A 20199-nucleotide genomic window follows, 5' to 3' on the forward strand; every position below is an offset into this window, starting at 1 on the left:
GGAGGGTCCGGTGGAGTCGCCGCAGGAGGGGGGCAAAGTGAGGTAAAGCGCAGCCGTTCAGGTGCAACGAACGGCGAGCCACGAACGGAGTCCCTCTCCGAGGCGGCGCAGCCGGACCTCCCTGCGGTGTTTGCTATCCGTCAAGCGGGCGGCGTGACCGCCGTATGAAGCTTTCCGAGCTGCTTGACCTTTGCCGCAGGGAGATGGCGGCCGCCGGCATCGCGGGAAATGCGGAACCCGAGATTCTCGTCTCGGCGCTGGCCGGGATTCCGCGCTCGCGTCTTCTCTCCGAGCGGGACCGGGAAGTGGGCGATCCTGCGGAGACGCTGCACTCCTGGATCTCCCGGCGCGCCGCGGGCGAGCCGATCCAGTACATCCTTGGCGCGTGGGATTTCTACGGGCGCGAGTTTCTCCTTACCCGGGACACGCTCATTCCCAGGCCCGAGACGGAAGGGCTGGTCGAACGGGTAATCGACGCGTGGAAGCGGGAGGACCGGGAGAAGGGGTTCCTCCTGGACGTCGGGACGGGCTGCGGCGCGATCGCCGTGACGCTCGCGGCGGAGCTCCCCTCCGTGAAGGTCCTTGCGGCGGACGTCTCCCCCGGGGCGCTCCGGACTGCGAGGGAAAACGCCCGCCGGCACGGCGTTGCCGGCCGCGTCTTCTTCCTGCGCGCGGATGCAACTTCCGCCTTGAAAAGCGGGGACCGTTTTGATGTAGTGGTCTCGAATCCCCCGTACGTCTCTGAAGGAGAGTGGAGTTCCCTTCCCGCGGAAGTGCGAAACTTCGAGCCTCCCAGGGCGCTGCTGGCCGGGGAGGACGGGCTGGCCGTCCTGCGGCGCCTCGTCGCCGAGGCGGGGGAAATCCTTGCCTCCCGCGGCGAACTCTGGTGCGAGATCGGGGAATCCCAGGGTGAAACCGTGCGGCGGCTTCCGTCCGGAGCCTTGAAATTCGTCGACGTGTACAGGGACCTGGCGGGCCGGAACCGCGTGGCGCGCTGGAAGAAGCGCTGAAGCAGGCTGCATCCGGTCAGGGGGGAAAAGTTGGACATCTTCGTCATCCAGGGAGGCAACCGGCTTTCGGGAACCGTCCGGGTCTCTGGGGCAAAGAACGCGACCCTCCCGCTCATGGCGGCTTCGCTCCTCGCGGAGGATCCTGTGGAGATCGTCGGCGCCCCCCGTCTTCGGGATATCTCGACCCTCGCGAAGGTCCTCGGCCACATGGGGGCCTCCGTCGAGAGAATCGACGCGGGGGAGGACGGCCGGGAGACGGTGCGGATCGACCCGCGAACCGTTGAGAGGGCCGAAGCGCCCTACGACCTGGTCAAGACGATGCGCGCCTCCGTTCTCGTGCTGGGGCCGCTCGTCGCCCGGTACGGCAAGGCGAGAATCTCCCTGCCCGGAGGCTGCGCCATCGGCGCCCGCCCAATCGACCAGCACTTGAAGGGCCTGGAGCTCATGGGGGCGAAGACCGCCCTCGTGGAAGGGTATGTCGAAGTCGACGCCGGGAGGCTCTCCGGCGCCACCGTCACCTTCGACATGAAGACCGTGACGGGGACCGAAAACCTCATGATGGCGGCGACCCTGGCCCGGGGCACCACGGTGTTGAAGAACTCCGCACATGAGCCCGAGGTGTGCGCCCTGGCGAGGGCGCTGCGCGCGATGGGGGCGGACATCGAGGGAGAGGGGACCGACGAAATCGTGGTGCGGGGGGTTCCCGCGCTGCGCGGCATCCGGCACGAAGTGATGCCCGACCGGATCGAGGCGTCGACGCTGCTCCTGGCCGGGGCGATCTCCGGGGGAGACGTGACGGTCGAGGGAGCCGACCCCTCCGCGATGGGCGCGGTCTTGGAAAAACTGACGGAGAGCGGGGCGGAGGTCTTCGCCACCCCCGGGAGCGTCCAGGTCCGCCGGGAAGGTCCGATCCGCTCCACAAACGTGGAGACCTCCCCGTATCCGGGGTTCCCCACGGATGTCCAGGCGCAGTTCATGGCGTACATGTGCCTCGGGGACGGGTTCAGCATCATCCGGGAATCGATCTTCGAGAACCGGTTCATGCATGTGGCGGAGTTGCGCCGGATGGGGGCGAGGATCGACGTCTCCGGCAACACCGCGGCGGTCAAGGGCGTGCCGACCCTCTCCGGGGCGCCGCTGATGGCGACAGACCTGCGGGCCTCGGCATCCCTGGTGCTGGCCGGGCTGGCCGCGAAGGGCGCCACCGAGGTGCTGCGCATTTACCATCTCGATCGCGGCTACGAAGCGTTGGAAAATAAGCTTTCCTCCCTGGGGGCCCGGATCTCCCGGGTAAAGGAGTAGGAGGAAATGCCGTGCGCTGGGTGAAATCGGGAACTGCGGCGTTTCGGAAAGCCTTGGCCGAGACCCGGATGCGGGGCCGCACCGAGTCGGCGAAAGTCTCCGCGGTGGTGGCCGAGGTGCTCTCGCGCGTGCGGATGGAAGGGGACGTGGCGCTCGCGGAGTACACGCGCCGGTTCGACGGGTTCGACCCGGGAACGAAGGGGTTTGCCGTCTCCCAGAGGGAGATCGACGCCGCGTGGAAACAGGCGCCGAAAGCCCTGAAGGACTCGCTCTTCCTTGCCGCATCTCGCATCGAGGCGTTCCATCGGCGCCAAGCGCGGGAAGGCTACACCGCCGAACTCCCCGGGGTCCTTTTGGGGCAGCGGGTCCTGCCGGTGGAGCGCGCCGGGGTCTATGTGCCCGGCGGGAAAGCGGCCTACCCGTCGACGCTGCTGATGAACGCCATCCCCGCGCGTGTGGCCGGCGTCCGCGACGTGATCGCCACCTGCTCGGCCCCTGGCGGAAAGGTTCCCGACGTGGTCCTCGTCGCTTCCCGGATCGCGGGGATCGCCCGGGTCTTTCGCATCGGCGGCGCCCAGGCGGTGGCGGCGCTGGCCTTCGGCACGGAGTCGGTGCCCCAGGTGGACGTCATCGCCGGGCCGGGAAACGCGTACGTGACCGAGGCGAAGCGGCAGGTCTACGGCGTTGTCGGAATCGACCTGCTGGCGGGCCCCAGCGAGCTCGCGGTACTCGCCGACGATTCGGCAAGAGCCTCGTACGTCGCGGCGGACCTTCTGTCTCAGGCCGAGCACGACGAAGACGCGTTCGTCGCACTGGTGACGGATTCCCGGGACCTCTCGCGGGAGGTGGAGGCGGAGCTCCTCCGGCAGGCAAAAAGGCTCCCGCGCCGGGAGATCTTTTCGGCGTCCCTTGCGCGGTCCCGCGGTTTTCTTGTTCGCGATTTGACGGAGGGGATCGAAGTGGTCAATGCCATCGCGCCGGAGCACTTGAGCATCATGGTGGAGAATCCATGGGACGCCCTGGAGCGGATCCGGAACGCGGGGACCGCTTTCCTGGGCCCGCACAGCCCGGTGGCGGTGGGCGACTACATCGCGGGGATCAACCATACGCTGCCGACGGGAGGGGCTGCGCGGTTCTCCTCCCCCCTGGGAGTCTCGAATTTCCTGAAGAAAATGAATGTGGTATCATATCAAATTCGGGCGCTTTCCTCCGATGCGCCGCATGTCGTAAGACTGGCCCGGAAGGAGGGCCTGGCCGCCCACGCACAGGCCGTTCTGGAACGGATCAAAGGGGAGGCGTAAAGAGGATGCCAAGGGAAGCGCAGATCGCCCGCAGGACGAAAGAGACCGACATCACGCTGTCGTTGCGCCTGGAAGGGGCGGGAGACGGGAAAATCTCCACGACCGTCCCGTTCCTCGATCACATGCTCACCCTTTTCTCCCGTCACGGCGGGTTCGACCTTACGATGGCCGCGAAAGGGGACATCCAGGTCGATTTCCATCACCTCGTTGAAGACGTCGGCATCTGCCTCGGGGAGGCGTTCCGCAAGAGTCTCGGGAATATGGTTGGGATTACGCGCTACGCGTTCGCCAGCGTCCCGATGATCGAATCGCTCGCCAACGTCAGCGTGGATATCTCCGCGCGCCCCCACCTCGTCTTTCACTGCCCCATGAAGAGCGAGAAGGTGGGGGTCTTCGACGTGGAGCTGGTAGAGGAATTCCTCCGGGCGTTCTCCCAGTCGTCCGGCGTTTGCGTCCACGTCAACGTCCCCTACGGGGCCAACACCCACCACACCATCGAGGCGATCTTCAAGGCCCTGGGGCGGGCGATGTCGGACGCCGTCCGGATCGACCCGCGAGTCAAGGGGGTTCCCTCCACGAAAGGCGTCCTGGGATGAGCCGGACGGATGTCATCGGCATCGTCGACTACGGCATGGGGAACCTCAGGAGCGTCAGCAAGGCGCTGGAAACCCTCGGATTCCCCACGTTGGTCAGCGGGAGCCCAAAGGAGCTGTCGCTGTGCCGGGGGATCGTCCTGCCCGGCGTTGGCGCATTCCGCGATTGCATGGAGAACCTTGCGCGGCAGGGACTGCTCCCTTTCCTGAAAGACGTTCTCCGCGACGGCAGGCCATTCCTCGGAATCTGCCTGGGACTGCAGGTGCTTTTTTCCGGGAGCGAGGAATTCGGCCGGCACGAGGGGATCGGGTTCTTTCCGGGAAGGGTGATCCGCTTCCCCGCGGGCATGACCGTACCCGGCTTCGCCGCTCACGGCCATACCGCGCTGAAGGTCCCCCATATGGGGTGGAACCGCGTCGAGTTCACGATGGACCACCCGGTGCTCCGCGGCGTCCCTTCGGGGTCTTATTTCTACTTCGTCCACTCCTACTACGTCCGACCGGACGAACCGGCCGTGGTCGCCTGCAGGACGTCCTACGGGGTGGATTTCGCGGCCGGGGTAGGGAAGGGGAATCTCCTGGCGGTCCAGTTCCACCCCGAGAAGAGCCAGGTGGCGGGGCTTGCGCTCCTCGCCAACTTCGGACGGCTGTGCCGCGAGGCGGCGTGAAGAGGTTCGCATGGCGTTCCAGGTAATTCCGGCGATCGACATCCAGGGGGGCAAGGCGGTCCGGCTCCGCCAGGGGAGGGCCGAGGACTCCACCGTTTTCGACGACTCGCCGCTCGAGGTGGCCCGGCGGTTCGCAGCCGCGGGCGCGTCGCAACTGCACGTGGTGGACCTCGATGGCGCGTTCCTGGGGAAGCCGGTCAACTTCGACATCATCCGGCGGATCGTTGCCGCCGTCGACATCCCGGTGCAAGTGGGCGGCGGGGTGCGGAACTTCGACATCGCCTCCCGGTACCTCGGCGCGGGGGTGTCCCGGATCATCCTGGGGACCACCATCGTCCGCAACCCCGAAGAGGTCCTGCGCATCACGAAGGCGTACCCAGGGAAGGTGGCCGCGTCGGTCGACGCCAAGGAAGGACGGGTGGCCATACGGGGCTGGGTGGAGGTGACGGGAGTGGTCGCGGTCGACCTCGCGCGGCAGATGGAGAAGAGCGGGATCTCCCGGTTTATCTACACGGATATCTCCCGCGACGGCATGATGGCGGGCCCCAACTTCCCCAGCATCGGCGAATTCGCGAAGGGGCTTTCCACCCCCGTGATCGCCTCCGGGGGCGTGAGCACGCTGGCGGACGTGGAAACGCTCAGGACGATGGAGAACGAGGGGGTCTGCGGCGTGATCATCGGGCGCGCGATGTACGACGGCTCCATATCGCTCCCCGACGTACTCCGTCTGGAAACGGAGTGAGCCCTCCAAGCGAGATGCTCGCCAAGCGGATCATCCCGTGCCTGGACGTGAAGGACGGCCGCGTCGTCAAGGGGGTCAACTTCGTGAATCTTCGGGACGCGGGCGACCCTGTGGAGATCGCCCGCCGGTATGACGAAGAGGAGGCCGACGAACTGGTCTTCCTCGACATCACGGCCTCCCACGAGCGGCGGGACATCCTCATCGACGTCGTGCGCCGGACGGCGGAGCAGGTGTTCATGCCCCTGACGGTCGGCGGCGGGGTGAGGACGATCACGGACATCCGGACCCTCCTGTCGGCGGGGGCCGACAAGGTGTCGATCAACACGGCGGCGGTGGCGGATCCCGGATTCGTCCGGCAGTCCGCCGAGCGGTTCGGGAGCCAGTGCACGGTGGTCGCGATCGACGCCCGCGCGGTCCCGGGGCGGCCGGGGAAATGGGAAGTCTACACCCACGGAGGCCGCCGGCCCTCAGGGATCGACGCGGTGGAATGGGCGGCGCGGATGGAAGAGCTCGGAGCAGGAGAGATCCTGCTGACCAGCATGGACCGGGACGGTACGCGTGACGGCTACGACATCCCCCTCACGAGGACCATCGTGGACCGGGTGGGAATCCCGGTAATCGCCTCCGGCGGGGTGGGAAACCTCGACCACCTGATGGAGGGCCTGACCGCGGGCGGGGCGGACGCCGTGCTGGCGGCGTCGATCTTCCACTACGGGGAGTACACGGTGGGAGAAGCGAAGGAATATCTGCGGCGACGAGGGGTGCCGGTGCGGCCGGGCGCCCGGGGGACGATCCGCGCGGCCGCGGAAATGCAGGGAGGCGCGGACCCGCAGCCGTAGACGGGAGAAGGAAGATGACGGCGGACGAGTTGATCGCGATGGTGAAATTCGGCGACCGGGGGCTTGTGCCCGTGGTGACGCAGGACGTCTCCGACAGCACGGTGCTGATGGTCGCCTGGGCGAACGCCGCCGCGTTGCGGAGCACCTTCGAGACGGGGCGCGCCAGCTACTGGAGCCGGTCCCGGAACTCCCTGTGGGTCAAGGGGGAGACCTCCGGGCACTTCCAGGAAGTGGAAGAGGTGCGGTACGATTGCGACGTGGACACCCTCCTGTATCGCGTGCGCCAGGAAGGCCCCGCGTGCCATACGGGAGAGCGGACCTGCTTCTATCGGAGCGCCTGGCGGCGCGGAGGGAAATGACGATGGCCGACGAATGCATCATCTGCAAGATCGTCCGGAAGGAAGTGCCGTCCCAGCCGATCTACGAGGACCACGACCTGGTGGCGTTTCCGGACATTCGCCCGGTCGCGCCGGTCCACGTTCTGATCGTACCGAAGGAGCACATGGTCAACCTCAACGACGTGGGGAAGAACGATGCGGGCCTCCTGGGGAAGATGCTGCGTCTCTCCGCGAAGATCGCCAACGACAAAGGGATCGCCGATTCGGGCTACCGGGTCGTGATCAACAACGGGGACGACGGGGGACAAATCGTGCCCCACCTGCACTTCCACCTGATCGGCGGAAAGCCGCTGGAACACAAGATCGGCTGAACACCGGTTGGAATCGATTCCTTGACTTGAGGTGGAAATCAGTTATAGTATAGGAATTTTCGGTATTAAGCTGGCAGGGGAAGGGGTGATCCAGTTATGCCGGGCGTCCGCGTGAAGGAAGAGGAGCCCTTTGAGAGCGTACTGAAACGGTTCAAAAAACAGTGTGAGAAAGCCGGTATCCTTTCGGAGATCCGCAAGCGCGAGCATTACGAGAAGCCCAGCGTCAAGCGGAAGAAGAAGGCGTTGGCGGCCAGGAAGCGCGCCTTGAAGAAAATGAAGAAATTGAGCCGGTAGCGGATGGGATTGAAGGACCGGTTGCGGAAAGACATGCAGAAGGCGGCCAAGGAGAGGAATCCCTTGGCCCTTTCTGCTTTGCGGATGGCCCTTGCGGAGATCAAGAACCGGGAAATCGAAGCGAGGGGGGAACTGGCCGACGATGCAATCTTCAAGACGCTCGCGTCGATGGTCAAGAGGCGCCGGGAGTCCATCGAATTGTTCCAGAAAGGGAACCGGCCCGAGCTCGCGGAGAGAGAGCAGGCCGAGATCGTCATCCTTTCCGCCTACCTCCCGACAGGGCTCTCCGAAGCCGAGGTAGAGTCCCTCGCGCGGGAGGCGATCGCCGCCGCCGGCGCCAAGGCCCCTTCCGACATGGGCCGCGTGATGAAGGAGCTGATGCCGAAGGTGGCCGGCCGCGCCGACGGCAAACTGGTGAGCGAGGTTGTCCGGCGCCTGCTGTCCGGCTGAGACGAAGACGGGAAGCGGTGCGTCCCTGACGACACAGTCGTCCGGGACTTTTTTTATCTGACCTTACACAAGGGCCGGGGCCGAAGGAAACGTGGGAGGCCGCATCTCCGAAAGCACCATCCGTGAAATACGGGAAAAAACGGACATCGTGGCGGTGGTGTCCGAGACGGTTTCCCTTGCGCGCAGCGGCTCGGGCTTCAAGGGGCTGTGCCCGTTCCACCGGGAGAAAACACCCTCCTTCTTCGTCCACCCGTCCCGGCAGGCGTTCAAGTGCTTCGGATGCGGGGAGGGGGGGTCGGTCTTTCATTTCCTGATGAAGGCGCGCAACCTTTCGTTCACGGAGGCGGTCGAGGATCTCGGGGAGCGGTACGGCGTCCCGATCCAGTACGAGAAAGGGCCCCCTTCCAAAAGGCCCGGCGAGGACCTTTACCGGATCTTGAGGCTGGCGGCCGAAACGTACCGGGAGCTTCTCCGGTCCTCCCCCTCCGGGAAGCCCGCCCGGGAGTTCCTGATCAAGCGGGGAGTGACAAAGGAGGCCGAGCAGGAATTTTCCCTTGGGTACGGCGGCCAGGGGAAGGATCTCCTTTCTGTCCTTGCGCGGGAGGGGATCGAGACCGGCCGCGCGGCGCAGGCGGGACTGCTCTATCCCCAGGAGGGGGGAGGATACAGGGAACGGTTCCGGGGGAGGGTGATCTTTCCCGTCACGGACGCCCGGGGGCGGGTGTGCGGCTTCGGCGCGAGGGCGATCCACGACGCCACCCCGAAATACCTGAATTCCCCGGAGTCCGAGCTCTACCGGAAAAGCTCCTTGTTATACGGGCTCTTCCAGTCTCTTCCGGCCATCCGGAACGAAAAGAAGGTGCTGGTGGTCGAAGGATACATGGACCTCATCGGCCTGTGGCAGAGAGGGGTCCGCAACGTCGTGGCGACGTGCGGGACGTCGCTCACCGAGGGTCACGCCAGGACGCTGAAGCGACTATCGGATACGGTCATCCTACTCTTTGACGGCGATGTCGCCGGGAAGAGGTCCGCCGTCCGAGCGGGCGCGCCTCTGTACACGGCGGGGGTAAGCCCCCTGGTGCTCTTCCCTCCCAAGGGGATGGACCCCGACGACTGGGCGAAGGAGACGACGGGCCCCGAGTTTTCGGACCGGATCTCCCGGGCGGTTCCGTTGATGGAAACGATCGAGCGGGCGGCGGCCCGGAAGTACGATCTTTCCCAGATCACCGGGAAACTGTCCTATCTCCGGCTGATGGCGAAGTACCTCCCGTGGATCACCGAACCCGCCGAGCAGCGGCTTTACGTTCAGCGGGTGGCGCAGTCGGCCGGCCTTCCGGAGGAGACGGTGCTCGAGCAGTTGCACGGAAAAAGCCGCGCCGCGGCCGCGGCGGTGCCCGGCATTCCCGGAAGGCCATCGGGCGGACGGCCCGAGGAGGAACTTCTGCTGTGCCTGCTCTCCCGCGACCCCTCGCTGATCGAGGACGTCCGCAGGGACGGCGTCCTCGAGTGGATCGAGGGAGAGGAGGTCCGGGAGGCGGTCGGCCTGTTTTCCCGGCGGGCCGAAGCGGGCGGCGGCGCGGACCTCAACGAGGTTCTGGACGGGGAGATCTCCGATGCGGCCCGGAGGCGGATCTCCGAGGAGATCTTCCGGGCGGAGATGTCCGCCGGGGATGCGCGGCGGATCTACCCGGACGTGGTGCTGGGCCTGAGGATCCGGAAGCTGGAGCGGGAGATCGTCCGACTGGGGGAAGAGAGCAAGGCGGCGATCGGCACCGGCGACCAGCGGCGGGCGCAGGAGATATTCACGGAATTGAAGACCGCAAAGAACGAGAAGGAGCGGCTGAAGCAGGAACGAAACGCGAGCGTGAGGTGAGGCGGAATGGCCAGGCGGAAACATTTCGACGGCATCGACGGGCTGGTGGAAAAGGGGCGCGCCCAGGGGTTCGTCACCTACGACGAGTTGAACAGCGTGCTGCCTCCCGAGATCCTCACGGGGGACCAGATCGATGACGTGATGGAGATTTTCGGGGAGAACGCGATCGAGGTCGTCGACGCCTTCCAGAAGGTTCCCGTTGCCGGGAGAAACCTCCTGATCGGGGAAGAGGAAGCCGCCGAGGAGGAGGAGACGGCCGTCGAGGAGGAGGCGGCGGTCGAGGAGGAGGAAATCGACTACGCCGGCGGGATCAAGGGGAACGACCCCGTGCGCCTCTACCTGAAAGAGATGGGATCGATCCCCCTCTTGAACCGGGAGGGCGAGGTCAGTCTTGCAAAGCGCATTGAGGACGGGGAACGCGACATCGTCGCGTCCGTGAAGAACTGCCGCATCGCGCTCGACGAGCTGGGCGACATGGGGGTGAAACTCCGATCCGGCGAGCTCCAGATCCAGGACGTCATCAAGGACCTGGACGAGGATTCCACCGAGGAGGACGAGCAACAGGCGAAGGAAAAGGTGCTGGGCATCATCGCCCGGATCAAGAAGACCCGCCAGGCCGTCAAGGAATGCGCGGAACGCCTGAAGAAGGCGCGGCTGTCCGAGAAGGAGCGGAGGGCCCTCAGGAAACGGGAGGGCGAGCTCGGCGCGCGCGTGGCGGACCTCATCCAGGAGATCCACCTCAAGGAGCGCCAGATCGAGGTCATCAGCGGGAAGATCCGGGACTTCGCGGACAGCATCGAGGACGCGGAAGGACGGATCCAGGCGTGCTGCGACCGAACGAGGATGGCCGAGAAGGATCTCCTGAAGCTCATCCGGAGCGTCAAGGAGAGGAAGGCGAAGCTCGCGAAGGCCGCGATGCGGCTGCACGTCGGCAAGGACCGGCTCCTCGAAATGGAAAGGATCATCCGCGAGGCCAGGGCGCAGATCCGGAAGGTGGAGAAGGAGGCGGGGCTGGGCGCAGCGGTGCTGAAGGATACCCTGCGGGCCATCGAAGAGGGCGAGCGCAAGGTCCGGCAGGCCAAGCAGGAGCTCGTCGAGGCGAACCTTCGCCTGGTGGTGTCCATCGCCAAGAAGTACACCAACCGCGGGCTGCAGTTCCTCGACCTCATCCAGGAGGGGAACATCGGCCTGATGAAGGCGGTCGACAAGTTCGAGTATCGGCGGGGGTACAAGTTCTCGACCTACGCCACCTGGTGGATCCGCCAGGCGATCACGCGGGCGATCGCCGACCAGGCGCGGACGATCCGGATCCCGGTGCACATGATCGAGACGATCAACAAGCTGATTCGAACCTCGCGCTACCTCGTCCAGGAGCTCGGGCGCGAGCCGACTCCGGAGGAGATCGCGGAGCGTATGGACATCCCGCTGGAGAAGGTCCGCAAGGTGCTGAAGATCGCCAAGGAACCGATCTCGCTGGAGACGCCCATCGGCGAGGAGGAAGACAGCCACCTTGGTGATTTCATCGAGGACAAGAACACGGCTTCCCCGGTGGAGTCCGTCATCAACATCGATCTGTCCGAGCAGGTGAACGAGGTCCTCGGGTCGCTCACCCCGAGAGAGGAGCGGGTCCTGCGGATGCGGTTCGGGATCGGCGAGAAGTCGGACCACACGTTGGAGGAAGTGGGCCAGGACTTCGAGGTGACGCGCGAGAGGATCCGGCAGATCGAGGCCAAGGCCCTACGGAAACTGCGCCATCCCAGCCGCTCCAAGCGACTGCGGACATTCCTGGAATAGGGAAGGGTTTTCACGGTGGGCCGCGTCGGAATTGACAAGGGCATCGTATGACGGAAATAATGGGAAAAAATAATCGTAGAGAGGGGCGTTTGAGGGCCCATAGCTCAGTTGGTCAGAGCCACCGGCTCATAACCGGTCGGTCCCTGGTTCGAGGCCAGGTGGGCCCACCATCCTGCTGCAGGAACGTGTCGCCGTGAGATCGATGACCGTGCGAAATGCACCGCACGCCGGTGCATTTTTCGTTTTTCGAGAGTGGGGGGAGTGAGCTCCCGCCCCAAAGTCACGGTCAGGGACGTATGGCGCGCGCTCGATGACCATTTTCCCTTCGCCCACAGCGCCGACTGGGACAACGTGGGGATCCTCGCCGGGGACCCGACGGCGCCCGTCCGGTCCGTCCTCGTCGCGCTGGACGCCACCCCGGCGGCAGTTGCCCTGTGCGGGCGGATGCGCCCCGACCTTATCCTCACCCACCATCCCGTTATCTTCTCCCCCCTGAAGTCCGTCCGACCCGACCAGGGGGATTCCTCCGCCGCGTATTCCCTTCTGCGGATGGGCGTGGCGGTGATCTCCGCACACACCAACGCCGACGTTGCACCCCGCGGCGTGTCCTGGATCGTGGCGCGCAGGATCGGCCTCCGGGGGATCCGTCCCCTGCTCCCGGGGCAGCCTTCGGACGCCTGCAAGGTGGCCGTCTTCATCCCGCCGGATCGCGCGGACGACGTGATGGCCGCTCTGTCGGAGGCGGGGGGCGGCCGGATCGGTGCCTACTCCCGCTGTTCCTTCCGCGTGGCCGGATGGGGGACCTTTCATCCCGCGGAATCCGCCAGCCCTTTTGCGGGGAGGGCCGGGCGGGAGGAGAGGATCGAGGAAATCCGTCTGGAGGCGGTCGTGGCGCGCAGCCTCCTCCCGCAGGTCCTGCGGGCCGTGCGGGCCGTCCATCCGTACGAGGAACCGGCGATCGACGTCTATCCGCTCGCCGGATGGGCGCTCGGAGGGGGCATCGGCGCCGTGGGGGACCGGGAGTCCGCAGCTGCGCTCGATGCCGTACTGGAGGAGATTCACCGGAAGATCCGTCCGGCCTGGATCAAGGTGGCGGGGCCGTCGAGGAAGACGGTCCGCCGGATCGCGGTCGTGGCGGGGAGCGGATCGGAATTCGCGGGCGCGGCGAGGGAGGCGGGGGCTGACCTCTTCGTGACCGGGGATGTGAAGTATCACCAGGCGCTCGATGCGGCCGCGGGGGAGATGCCCGTCGCCGATGTCGGGCACGGTTCGGCTGAGAAATGGATCCTGCCGGAGTTCCGGCGGGTGCTCGCGGGAAGGTTCGGGAGGAGCCTCGCGATCCGCGTGTTCATGGAACAGGAGCCCCAGAGGGCATTTCACCCGGGGTCAACAAGGGGAGGGGAGCGGTCTTGATGGAACAGATCAAAATCCTGGTCGGCCTTCAGGAGATCATGATCCAGGCGCGGATGGTGGAGACAGAGAAGCGAAAGGTCCCGCTCGAGGTGGCGGACCTGAAGGCCCTCTTCGAGGAAAGGGAAGCGAAGTTCCTGTCCGCCCAGCAGGAGTTCGAGCAGCTCAGGAAGGACCGTCGCGAGAAGGAGCGCGAAATCGAGGAGGAGCGCGAGAAGGTCGAGCGGGCCAAGGCCAAGCTCATGTCGATCAAGACGAACAAGGAATACTACGCGATGCTGAAGGAAATCGAGGGGACGAAACGGGCGAACACCGCCCGGGAGGACGAACTGCTGGCGATTCTTGCGCGCTACGAGGAGGCGGAGAAGCGCCTGGCCGAGTTCCAGGCGGAAGTCGAGGAGGTAAGCGGCAAGTACCGCGAGCGGATGGTCGACGTCGAGGCGAAGATGGCGAGCTTCGACAAGGACATCGCCGTGCTTGCGGCGAAGAGGGCCGAGGTGGCCGGGCGCCTCGAAGCCGGTCTTGCGAGACGGTTCGTGATGATCTTCGACCGGCGCGACGGACTCGCGATCATCCCGGCGAGAAACCAGTCGTGTACGGGATGCCACATGAACCTTTCCCCCCAGCTCTTCAATCTGCTGCAGCGGGACGACCGGATCCACACCTGCCCCAACTGCAACCGGATCCTCTATTACGAGGCACCGGAAGGGGAGCCTTCCGGTAAATGAAAGGGAAGTCGCTGACGCTCCGGACCGACGGCGCCAGCCGGGGGAACCCGGGGCCGGCCGGTATCGGGGCGGTGATCGAGGTCGACGGTACCGGCGAGCAGATCGAGTTGTGCGCCTACATCGGAGAGACGACCAACAACGTCGCCGAATATCGCGCCCTGCTTCTGGCCCTCGCGGAGGCGGAGAAGCTGTCCCCCGCCGCCATCACGGTGCGGTCCGACTCCGAGCTCCTCGTCCGTCAGCTCAACGGGGAGTACAGGGTGAAATCATCGCTCCTGAAGCCCCTTTTTCTCGACGCGGCCCGGCGGTTGCGGCGATTCCCGTCGGCGCGTATACTGCATGTGGGGCGGGAGGAGAACACGAAAGCCGACCTCCTCGCCAACCGCGCGATCGACGCTCATTTCAAAAACGTCTGAGGAGGCCAGGCGGCCGCCGGCCCTTTCAAGGGGCGGGAGGAAAGTCCGGGCTCCGCAGGGCAGGGTGCCGGGTAATCCCCGGTGGGGGCGACCCCGAGGACAGTGCCACAGAAAACATACCGCCTCCCGCGTTCCTCGGGAGGTAAGGGTGAAAAGGTGAGGTAAGAGCTCACCGCGGGCCGGGCAACCGGCACGGCACGGCAAACCCCACCCGGAGCAAGACCGAATAGGAGGGCGACTCCGCAGGAAACCGCGGGGGAAGGGTGGCCCGCCCGGGGCCCTCGGGTACAGGTCGCTCAAGGCGCGCGGCAACGCGCGTCGTAGAGAAATGGCCGTCCCGCGGCGGATTCACCCGCCGCGCACAGAACCCGGCTTACGGCCTCCTCAGGCCTTTTACGACATCCGGCGGGGGACACTCCTCGACGCGAAACTTGATAAAACCAGGAATGTCCCCCGCAACAACCGGGAATGTCCCCGGTGAAATGTCTCCCAATACACACAGAAGGAGCGAAGAGATGGCAGAGTTCCAGTACCAGGACCCGTTTCCTCTAGGGAAGGACGGAACGAAGTACCGGCTGCTAACCCGGGAGTACGTCTCCGTCGCGAAATTCAAAAGGAGTGAAGTCCTCGTGGTGAACCCGGAAGGGCTCTCCTTCCTGGCCAACCAGGCGATGCGAGACGTTTCCTTCCTCCTGCGCCCGGCCCACCTGGAGAAGGTCGCCGCGATCCTCTCCGACCCGGAAAGCTCCCCCAACGACCGGGGCGTGGCCATCTCCATGCTGAGGAACGCCGAGGTGGCAGCCAAATTCATCCTCCCCTTCTGCCAGGACACGGGAACCGCCACGATCGTCGGCAAGAAGGGACAGCAGGTCTGGACCGGCGGGAAGGACGAGGAATTCCTCTCCAAGGGGGTTTTCAAGACCTATACGGAGGAGAACCTTCGCTACTCCCAGACGGTCCCCCTGACCATGTACGAGGAGGTCAACTCCGGCTGCAACCTCCCGGCCCAGATCGACCTGTACGCTGCCGACGGGATGGAGTACAAGTTCCTGTTCGTGGCCAAGGGGGGCGGCTCCGCCAACAAGACCTACCTGTTCCAGGAGACCAAGGCGCTTCTCAACTCCGCGAGCCTCGAGAAGTTCCTCGTGGAGAAGATGAAAACCCTGGGGACCGCCGCCTGCCCGCCGTATCATCTGGCGTTCGTCGTCGGCGGCACTTCCGCGGAGACCTGCCTGAAGACGGTGAAGCTGGCGTCCACCGGCTACCTGGATCATCTCCCCACCGCCGGCAACAAGGGCGGCCGCGCCTTCCGTGACCTCGAGATTGAGGAGAAGATCCTCACGTCGGCTTACACATGCGGCTACGGCGCGCAGTTCGGCGGCAAGTACTTCGCCCTCGATGTCCGTGTGATTCGCCTGCCGCGTCATGGCGCCTCCTGCCCGCTGGGGATGGGCGTCTCCTGCTCCGCCGACCGCAACATCAAGGCCAGGATCAACAAGAACGGCATCTGGCTGGAGAAGATGGAGAAGAACCCGGGACGGCTGATCCCCGAGAAGTATCGAAAGAAGCACGATCACGGCATCGTCAAGATCGACCTCAACCGGCCGATGAGGGAGATCCTGGCCGAGCTGTCCAAATATCCGGTCACCACGCAGCTATCCCTCACAGGTACCATCATCGTCGGACGCGATATCGCCCATGCAAAACTCAAGGAGCGGATCGACCGCGGGGAAGACCTGCCGCAGTACCTGAAGGACCACCCCATCTACTACGCCGGTCCTGCCAAGACCCCCAAGGGAATGCCCTCGGGCTCCTTCGGACCGACCACCGCGGGCCGCATGGATTCCTACGTGGACCTGTTCCAGTCGCATGGAGGATCGCTCGTCATGATTGCGAAGGGGAACCGCAGCCAGCAGGTGACGGACGCCTGCAAGAAGTACGGCGGATTCTATCTGGGCTCCATCGGCGGGCCCGCCGCCCTGCTCGCACAGGAGAATATCAAGAAGGTCGAAGTACTGGAGTACCCCGAACTGGGCATGGAGGCCATCTGGAAGATCGAGGTGGTCGACTTCCCGGCGTTCATCCTGGTGGACGACAAGGGGAACGACTTCTACAAGCAGCTGGGATAAGCGTGGGCGGGGGACGCTCCTGGCGATATAAGGCGCAAGCATCAGGAATGTCCCCCGAAAGCGCATTCTCCTCTCGCGAACGCCTGCGAGAGTGGACGTATCCTGAAAGAGTTCGCCAAGTTAGCAACAAAACGCTTTTTTAGACGGGCTCACTCTCCGGTTTTTCGCAGAAAATACTTGACACTATCCCGTTAACCATTATTATGGCCGCTAGTGGGTAATTGTGGGGAAAGGTGGGTTCAGCGGCCACCATGATCTTCCGAGGACGTTTCGAATATACCATCGATCCGAAGGGCAGGGTGAACATCCCCGCCCCCTTCCGGGAGCAGCTCCAGGAAACCGGCCAGGAATCGTTCGTCATCACCAATTACTCGGGCTGCATTTACGCCTATCCTGCCGACGACTGGGCGCGGATCGAGGAAAAGCTTTCCTCCGTCTCCAGCGTCGACAGGAAGCTCAACACCTTCCTCCGGTTTTTCGTCGGCGGAGCCGTGGAGACCGTTCCGGACAAGCAGGGCAGGATCCTCATCCCCTCCTCGCTTCGCACGTATGCAGGCCTCGAAAAAGACGTCGTCATCACCGGTATGCCGAATCGCTTCGAAATCTGGGCGCGCGAACAGTGGGTGGAGGAGATCGGCCGGTTCGAGAAGGAAGGGTTCGAAGATCCCGAGCTGGAGCGGGAGATCAAGTCGCTCAGGATCTGATCGTTGTCCGCGGGACATATCCCCGTTCTTTTACAGGAGATGTTGAGACTGCTTTCCCCCGCCCCGGGAGAGGTTTTTTTGGACGGCACGGCAGGCGCGGGCGGACACGCGGAGGAAATTGCGCGGAGGATCGGGCCTGGCGGAATCCTGGTCTGCGCCGACGCGGACCCCGGCATGCTGGTCGTCGCCTCCGAGCGCCTCGGCGCGTTTCCTTGCGTCCGACTGGTCCACGCGGATTACGCCGATTTCCCGAAGCTCCGGGACGCGACCGACGGGAGGCCGTTCGACGGGATGTTCCTCGATCTCGGGATCTCCTCTCTCCAGCTGGACGATCCCTCCAGGGGGTTCTCGTTCCGGGAGGACGGACCGCTGGACATGCGGCGGAACCCCGATGACGCCGTCCCGTCCGCGCGGGATCTCCTTCGAAGGACGACCGAAAGGGAGCTGGCCGACATCTTCTACCGGTTCGGCGAGGAGCGATTTTCCCGCCGCATCGCGAGAGCGATCGTTTCGCTGCGGAGGAGGGACCCGATCGAGCGGACCTTGCAGCTGGCCGAGCTGGTGAAACGGGCGATCCCCAGGAAGGCGTGGCCGAGGGACATCCATCCCGCCACGCGGGTGTTCCAGGCGCTCCGGATCGCGGTCAACCGGGAGCTGGAATCTCTCTCGGCCTTCCTCGCCGCGTTCGCGCAGCACCTGGCGAAGGAGGGGAGGGTGGCGGTGATCAGCTTCCACTCGCTCGAAGACCGGCTGGTGAAGACGGCCTTTCGGGCCCAGTCGGCGGGGGAAAAGGCGGTGCTCACGGTGATGACCCGCAAACCGGTTATTCCGGGAGCGGAAGAAACTCGGATCAATCCGCGGGCCAGGAGCGCGAGGCTGCGCGCGGCCCGCCGCAGCGAAAAGGAGGAAAGGGAATGCAGAGAATAGTGGTCGGAAACGGCGTGTGCATGATCACGGAGATCCGGAAGGAGACGCCCGTGTTCCCGGCGGTGCCGCGGCGACGCCGGCTCATGGTGTTGTTCGTCCTTCTTCTCGCCTTGGCGCTTTTCAACGTGTGGCTCTCCGGGCAGTACTACCGGATGGGGTACGCGGTGTCCATCTCGCTGGAGGAGCAGCGGAACCTGAAAAAAGGGCAGGACCTGCTGAGGACCGAGATCCTGACGCTCCGCAGCCCGGTCCGGATCGAGGCCATCGCCAAAAACGAGCTCCGGATGGTGAACCCGAAGACGGAGAGGATGATCCGGGTGAGATGAGCCCCCGCGCCCGGATCATCCTCGGCGGGCTGGCGGCTGTCTATGTGCTCGTCGTGCTCCGGGCGTTCCACATCCAGATCCTAGGGGTCCAGGGGATTCGCGAGCGGGGCGCCAAGCAGTACGGCGTGAAAATCCCCCTCGTTCCCAAGCGGGGGGCAATCCTGGACCGGACCGGAAACGAGCTGGCGGTCAGCGTCGCCACGAAATCCATTTTCGTGCAGCCGGCGAAGCTGAAGTCGGCCAAGGAGGCAGCGAACCTCCTGTCCCGGCGAATCTCCCGACCCGTCTCGGATCTGCGAAAGATGTTCTCCTCGGAAAAAAGCTTCCTCTGGGTGAAGCGCCAGATCCCCTCATCGGCGGCCGATGAAATCGTGAAGGAGATCCATGAGGTGCAGGGAGGAGGGAAGGGGCGCTTCGATGCGGACGGCATCGGGATCGTGGAGGAGCCGAAGCGGTTCTACCCCAACCGGGAACTGGCCTCCTCGCTCCTCGGTTTCACCGACCTCGACAGCGCGGGGATCGAGGGAGTGGAGCTCTCCCTGGACAAGTACCTGCGCGGCGAGCGGGCGTTCCTCATGTGCGAGCGGGACGCGCGCGGGCGCGTCATCGTCCCTTCGACGACCATGGTGGAGGTGAACTCCAACGGGAGCTCGGTGTCGCTGACCGTCGACCGGAACGTCCAGCACGTGGCCGAGAGCGAGCTCAAGGAGGCCGTCGCCAAGTACAAAGCCCGGGGGGGGATCGCGCTGGTGATGCAGCCGAAGACCGGCGAGATCCTCGCGATGGCGTCGCTGCCCACGTACAATCCCAATACCCCGGCCACCGCCGTTCCCGAAGCGCGGAAGAACCGCGCCTTGACCGACACCTTCGAGCCGGGCTCCACGTTCAAGGTGTTCACGATGGCCGCTGCCTTGGAGACGGGGAGCGTGAAGACCTCGGAGAAGGTTTACTGCGAGAACGGCTCCTACCGGTTCGGGGATCGGGTTCTCCACGACGCGCACCCGCACGGATGGCTGACCGTGCCGGAGGTGCTCAAGTACTCGAGCAACATCGGGGCCTCCAAGATCGGCGAGCGGATGGATCCCGAACGCTTCTACGACACGATCCGGGCCTTCGGGTTCGGGACGAAGACCGGTATCGAGCTGACCGGGGAGGTCGGTGGGATTCTCCCGACGCGAAGCGGGTTCAAGGGGATCCGGCGCGCCACGGTTTCCTTCGGCCAGGGGATCTCCGTGACGCCGATCCAGATGGCCGCGGCGATGTCGGCAGCGGTGAACGGCGGAAAGATGATGAAGCCGTATATCGTGCGGGAGATCCGGGACCCCGAGGGGAAGGTCGTGTACCGCGGGGAGCCGACGGAGCTCCGAAGGGTCCTTTCTCCGAAGACCTCGGAGCAGATGCGCGAGATGATGGGACTGGTCGTGCAGGAGGACGGCACGGGGACCCAGGCGCGTATCAAGGGGTTTCTCGTCGGCGGCAAGACCGGCACCGCGCAGAAGGTCGAGGTGGGGACGGGAAAATACTCCCCGAACAAGCGGGTCTCCTCCTTCATCGGATTTCTGCCGCTTCAGGATCCCGAGCTCATGATCCTCGTGGTCATCGATGAGCCGAAGGGCCAGGTGTACGGAGGGGTAGTCGCGGCCCCGGCGTTCAACCAGATCGCGGTGAAAACCGCCTACTACCTGGGGATCCCGCCCACAGAGCCGGTCGCCCGGGCCGTGGCGCGCAACGGGAAGGAAGCCCAGAGGCCGGGGGGAGTGCCGCTGACCCGGGTATCCACATCGCCCGCGGAGAGCGCCATGGTCATGCCGGACCTGCGGGGGCTGAGCATGGGCAGAGCGGTCGACGTGATGGGGCGGCACTCGGTGAAGCTCAACCTGGTCGGCAGCGGAGTGGCGCGGCAACAGACCCCCGCCCCCGGCCAGTTGCTGGTTCCCGGCACGGAGTGCACAGTGACCTTTGGAGGGCATTGAGAGAGAGAGAA

The 20199-nt window shown here is 65.1% G+C and carries 21 protein-coding genes, 1 tRNA gene and 1 other RNA gene; all 23 read left to right on the top strand.

The window, feature by feature from the left end; translation table 11 throughout:
• Positions 1–164: 164 nt before the first annotated feature.
• The 23 genes from A2Z13_01890 to A2Z13_02000 all read left to right on the top strand — a co-directional run bounded on the left by A2Z13_01890 (position 165) and on the right by A2Z13_02000 (position 20188).
• Complete coding sequence (locus tag A2Z13_01890) at positions 165–1010, top strand: protein-(glutamine-N5) methyltransferase, release factor-specific (GenBank protein ID OGP77519.1); 846 nt, start codon at positions 165–167, stop codon at positions 1008–1010.
• 30 nt (positions 1011–1040) lie between these two features.
• Positions 1041–2312: a UDP-N-acetylglucosamine 1-carboxyvinyltransferase gene (locus A2Z13_01895; GenBank protein ID OGP77520.1), complete on the top strand. Its 1272-nt coding sequence runs from the start codon at positions 1041–1043 to the stop codon at positions 2310–2312.
• 68 nt (positions 2313–2380) lie between these two features.
• Positions 2381–3613 carry a histidinol dehydrogenase gene (locus A2Z13_01900; protein ID OGP77569.1) on the top strand — a complete coding sequence of 411 codons (1233 nt, stop codon included), beginning with the start codon at positions 2381–2383 and terminating at the stop codon, positions 3611–3613.
• A 5-nt stretch (positions 3614–3618) separates the two neighbouring features.
• Complete coding sequence (gene hisB, locus A2Z13_01905; GenBank protein OGP77521.1) at positions 3619–4209, top strand: imidazoleglycerol-phosphate dehydratase; 591 nt, start codon at positions 3619–3621, stop codon at positions 4207–4209.
• Complete coding sequence (locus tag A2Z13_01910) at positions 4206–4874, top strand: imidazole glycerol phosphate synthase, glutamine amidotransferase subunit (protein ID OGP77522.1); 669 nt, start codon at positions 4206–4208, stop codon at positions 4872–4874. Before hisB ends, A2Z13_01910 begins: the two co-directional genes overlap by 4 nt.
• A 10-nt stretch (positions 4875–4884) precedes the next feature.
• Complete coding sequence (locus A2Z13_01915; protein OGP77523.1) at positions 4885–5616, top strand: 1-(5-phosphoribosyl)-5-[(5-phosphoribosylamino)methylideneamino]imidazole-4-carboxamide isomerase; 732 nt, start codon at positions 4885–4887, stop codon at positions 5614–5616.
• A gap of 14 nt (positions 5617–5630) precedes the next feature.
• On the top strand, positions 5631–6455 hold the full coding sequence (locus tag A2Z13_01920) for an imidazole glycerol phosphate synthase subunit HisF (protein OGP77524.1): 825 nt from the start codon (positions 5631–5633) through the stop codon (positions 6453–6455).
• Between the two features lie 14 nt (positions 6456–6469).
• A complete protein-coding gene (locus tag A2Z13_01925; GenBank protein OGP77525.1) occupies positions 6470–6814 on the top strand; it encodes a phosphoribosyl-AMP cyclohydrolase in 345 nt (114 codons plus the stop codon).
• Positions 6815–6816: 2 nt separating this feature from the next.
• Positions 6817–7164, top strand: coding sequence for a histidine triad nucleotide-binding protein (locus A2Z13_01930; GenBank protein OGP77526.1), 348 nt, complete (start codon positions 6817–6819; stop codon positions 7162–7164).
• A 96-nt stretch (positions 7165–7260) separates the two neighbouring features.
• The gene (locus A2Z13_01935) at positions 7261–7458 is read left to right on the top strand and encodes a 30S ribosomal protein S21 (GenBank protein OGP77527.1); all 198 of its coding nucleotides are present in this window, start codon (positions 7261–7263) and stop codon (positions 7456–7458) included.
• Between the two features lie 3 nt (positions 7459–7461).
• Positions 7462–7908: a glutamyl-tRNA amidotransferase gene (locus A2Z13_01940; GenBank protein ID OGP77528.1), complete on the top strand. Its 447-nt coding sequence runs from the start codon at positions 7462–7464 to the stop codon at positions 7906–7908.
• A 91-nt stretch (positions 7909–7999) separates the two neighbouring features.
• On the top strand, positions 8000–9781 hold the full coding sequence (locus A2Z13_01945; protein OGP77529.1) for a DNA primase: 1782 nt from the start codon (positions 8000–8002) through the stop codon (positions 9779–9781).
• A 6-nt stretch (positions 9782–9787) separates the two neighbouring features.
• Entirely contained in the window at positions 9788–11575 is a 1788-nt protein-coding gene (locus A2Z13_01950) for an RNA polymerase sigma factor RpoD (GenBank protein ID OGP77530.1), read from the top strand.
• 93 nt (positions 11576–11668) lie between these two features.
• A tRNA-Met gene (locus A2Z13_01955) sits at positions 11669–11745 on the top strand.
• Positions 11746–11836: 91 nt separating this feature from the next.
• A complete protein-coding gene (locus A2Z13_01960; protein OGP77531.1) occupies positions 11837–12988 on the top strand; it encodes a Nif3-like dinuclear metal center hexameric protein in 1152 nt (383 codons plus the stop codon).
• On the top strand, positions 12988–13713 hold the full coding sequence (locus tag A2Z13_01965) for a hypothetical protein (GenBank protein ID OGP77532.1): 726 nt from the start codon (positions 12988–12990) through the stop codon (positions 13711–13713). The genes A2Z13_01960 and A2Z13_01965 overlap by 1 nt, the downstream gene beginning before the upstream one ends.
• Positions 13710–14129 (top strand): hypothetical protein, encoded by a 420-nt coding sequence (locus tag A2Z13_01970; GenBank protein ID OGP77533.1) that lies wholly within the window; start codon positions 13710–13712, stop codon positions 14127–14129. The genes A2Z13_01965 and A2Z13_01970 overlap by 4 nt, the downstream gene beginning before the upstream one ends.
• Positions 14127–14520, top strand: an RNA gene (gene rnpB, locus A2Z13_01975) — RNase P RNA component class A. Before A2Z13_01970 ends, rnpB begins: the two co-directional genes overlap by 3 nt.
• Positions 14521–14644: 124 nt before the next feature.
• A complete protein-coding gene (locus A2Z13_01980) occupies positions 14645–16258 on the top strand; it encodes a fumarate hydratase (protein ID OGP77534.1) in 1614 nt (537 codons plus the stop codon).
• 254 nt (positions 16259–16512) lie between these two features.
• Complete coding sequence (locus A2Z13_01985) at positions 16513–16962, top strand: division/cell wall cluster transcriptional repressor MraZ (GenBank protein OGP77570.1); 450 nt, start codon at positions 16513–16515, stop codon at positions 16960–16962.
• Between the two features lie 39 nt (positions 16963–17001).
• Positions 17002–17889, top strand: coding sequence for a 16S rRNA (cytosine(1402)-N(4))-methyltransferase (locus A2Z13_01990; GenBank protein OGP77571.1), 888 nt, complete (start codon positions 17002–17004; stop codon positions 17887–17889).
• Complete coding sequence (locus A2Z13_01995; GenBank protein OGP77535.1) at positions 17889–18215, top strand: hypothetical protein; 327 nt, start codon at positions 17889–17891, stop codon at positions 18213–18215. The genes A2Z13_01990 and A2Z13_01995 overlap by 1 nt, the downstream gene beginning before the upstream one ends.
• Positions 18212–20188: a hypothetical protein gene (locus A2Z13_02000; GenBank protein OGP77536.1), complete on the top strand. Its 1977-nt coding sequence runs from the start codon at positions 18212–18214 to the stop codon at positions 20186–20188. The genes A2Z13_01995 and A2Z13_02000 overlap by 4 nt, the downstream gene beginning before the upstream one ends.
• Positions 20189–20199 lie beyond the last annotated feature (11 nt).

The sequence above is a fragment of the Deltaproteobacteria bacterium RBG_16_64_85 genome (assembly GCA_001798885.1).
In the GTDB taxonomy this organism is placed as follows: Bacteria; Desulfobacterota; Deferrimicrobia; order Deferrimicrobiales; family Deferrimicrobiaceae; genus FEB-35.

What these genes read in the sequence shown, in the direction of transcription:
- A2Z13_02000 (OGP77536.1), top strand. Translation starts at nt 18,212, where the DNA reads ATGAGCCCCCGCGCCCGGATCATCCTCGGCGGGCTGGCGGCTGTCTAT.
- A2Z13_01920 (OGP77524.1), top strand. Translation starts at nt 5,631, where the DNA reads ATGCTCGCCAAGCGGATCATCCCGTGCCTGGACGTGAAGGACGGCCGC.
- A2Z13_01890 (OGP77519.1), top strand. Translation starts at nt 165, where the DNA reads ATGAAGCTTTCCGAGCTGCTTGACCTTTGCCGCAGGGAGATGGCGGCC.
- A2Z13_01925 (OGP77525.1), top strand. Translation starts at nt 6,470, where the DNA reads ATGACGGCGGACGAGTTGATCGCGATGGTGAAATTCGGCGACCGGGGG.
- A2Z13_01900 (OGP77569.1), top strand. Translation starts at nt 2,381, where the DNA reads ATGCGGGGCCGCACCGAGTCGGCGAAAGTCTCCGCGGTGGTGGCCGAG.
- hisB (OGP77521.1), top strand. Translation starts at nt 3,619, where the DNA reads ATGCCAAGGGAAGCGCAGATCGCCCGCAGGACGAAAGAGACCGACATC.
- A2Z13_01950 (OGP77530.1), top strand. Translation starts at nt 9,788, where the DNA reads ATGGCCAGGCGGAAACATTTCGACGGCATCGACGGGCTGGTGGAAAAG.
- A2Z13_01990 (OGP77571.1), top strand. Translation starts at nt 17,002, where the DNA reads ATGTTGAGACTGCTTTCCCCCGCCCCGGGAGAGGTTTTTTTGGACGGC.
- A2Z13_01940 (OGP77528.1), top strand. Translation starts at nt 7,462, where the DNA reads ATGGGATTGAAGGACCGGTTGCGGAAAGACATGCAGAAGGCGGCCAAG.
- A2Z13_01965 (OGP77532.1), top strand. Translation starts at nt 12,988, where the DNA reads ATGGAACAGATCAAAATCCTGGTCGGCCTTCAGGAGATCATGATCCAG.
- A2Z13_01910 (OGP77522.1), top strand. Translation starts at nt 4,206, where the DNA reads ATGAGCCGGACGGATGTCATCGGCATCGTCGACTACGGCATGGGGAAC.
- A2Z13_01935 (OGP77527.1), top strand. Translation starts at nt 7,261, where the DNA reads ATGCCGGGCGTCCGCGTGAAGGAAGAGGAGCCCTTTGAGAGCGTACTG.
- A2Z13_01930 (OGP77526.1), top strand. Translation starts at nt 6,817, where the DNA reads ATGGCCGACGAATGCATCATCTGCAAGATCGTCCGGAAGGAAGTGCCG.
- A2Z13_01970 (OGP77533.1), top strand. Translation starts at nt 13,710, where the DNA reads ATGAAAGGGAAGTCGCTGACGCTCCGGACCGACGGCGCCAGCCGGGGG.
- A2Z13_01915 (OGP77523.1), top strand. Translation starts at nt 4,885, where the DNA reads ATGGCGTTCCAGGTAATTCCGGCGATCGACATCCAGGGGGGCAAGGCG.
- A2Z13_01980 (OGP77534.1), top strand. Translation starts at nt 14,645, where the DNA reads ATGGCAGAGTTCCAGTACCAGGACCCGTTTCCTCTAGGGAAGGACGGA.